The sequence below is a fragment of the Kocuria sediminis genome (assembly GCF_009735315.1).
Taxonomy (GTDB): Bacteria; Actinomycetota; Actinomycetes; order Actinomycetales; family Micrococcaceae; genus Kocuria; species Kocuria turfanensis.
Genome location: NZ_WOGU01000042.1, coordinates 529 through 1,690, shown reverse-complemented (window position 1 = coordinate 1,690; position 1,162 = coordinate 529). Strand labels below are relative to the sequence as shown.

The 1,162-nt window shown below is 63.1% G+C and carries 1 rRNA gene (cut by a window edge); it reads right to left on the bottom strand.

The features are described 5' to 3' along the window. Positions 1-963: 963 nt before the first annotated feature. Positions 964-1,162: ribosomal RNA gene (locus GMA12_RS19730) — 23S ribosomal RNA — on the bottom strand; its annotated part runs 528 nt beyond the window's last position; the annotation flags it as partial.

The window sequence follows — 1,162 nt, the reverse complement described above, 5'->3', positions numbered from 1 at the left end:
CTATGAATAGTCTGTAAACGTCGCCTCCAGTTAGACGGAGAGCCATTATTGCTCATCCCATCACCATCCGTAGTCTATCTACTGCAACTCGCCCATCTCACCCGGCCAACTGGTCAACTCCACGCCACACCACCCATACAAAGTGGGCTACCTGCACGCCGCATGCCCCAATCCGCAGCCATCCACGGCCATCCACGGCCATCCTGGCGCTCCCCTGGCCGCCTCGCTGCCTCGCCATCCGCGCGCGTCCCACCCCCCATCCCGGCCCGTCTCTCCCCGCGGCGCCTCGCATCACCCCATCTCCCCTGGCCAACTGGTCAATTCCCTTCGCCAGCACGCACGCACGCAACTCTCCGCGGGCACCGGACGCCTGCCTGCCTGGCCCCCGCCCTACAGGTGCTCCGGCGCAGCGTGGCCGGCCATCCTGCGTGCAAACGTTCTGTGGTCCGAAAGTGATTCGTGGGGGACGCCCACCGGCCCACCGCGTCCTGGCGACCGTCTCGCGCGGCCAACTGGTCAATGGCCCTTTGTCGCGCACGAGGGCCCGGACGGCCTCCTTGCCTTGATCCCGCTCGAGTCAAGTCAACGCGATGCAGAATCCATTCCGTCCTCGCTTGGGTTTCTCCGGCGAAGTCGAATGGCCAACTGGCGAATGAAGTTGGTCGAAGAGAAGGAGGGAGGGACCCCTGGCTCACGGCCGGGAGTCCCATCCCAGAGGCCCCCTCCAACCGCCCGGCGCTGCCGGACCTGTCAGTGGGGGAGGTGTATAACACAAATCTAGCCAAGGACGGGCTGACGCTCAGCGACTCGTAGCAACAAGGCTACTTGACCGCGTACACGACCCGCTTGGTCACTTCAGTCGTCTGCAGAGGATTCATCCCCGCGCGAGGTGACATTGCAATTCGCCAGCCAGCTCCCAGGGGCTTCTCCCTAGGAGCCGTCGCCAGCCTGCTGAGGTGCATGGCCCGGAGGCCTATTCGTATCCAACTACGACGTGCGGGGCAACATCGCCGCGTTCCGGCACGGATTCTGACTTAGAGGCGTTCAGCCATTATCCGGCAGATGGTAGCGTCGCGGCACTGCCTGGTCAGACAGCCGCAAAAACCAATTATCTGAATCAACGGTTCCTCTCGTACTAAATTGAATTACCGTTGCGGCGACC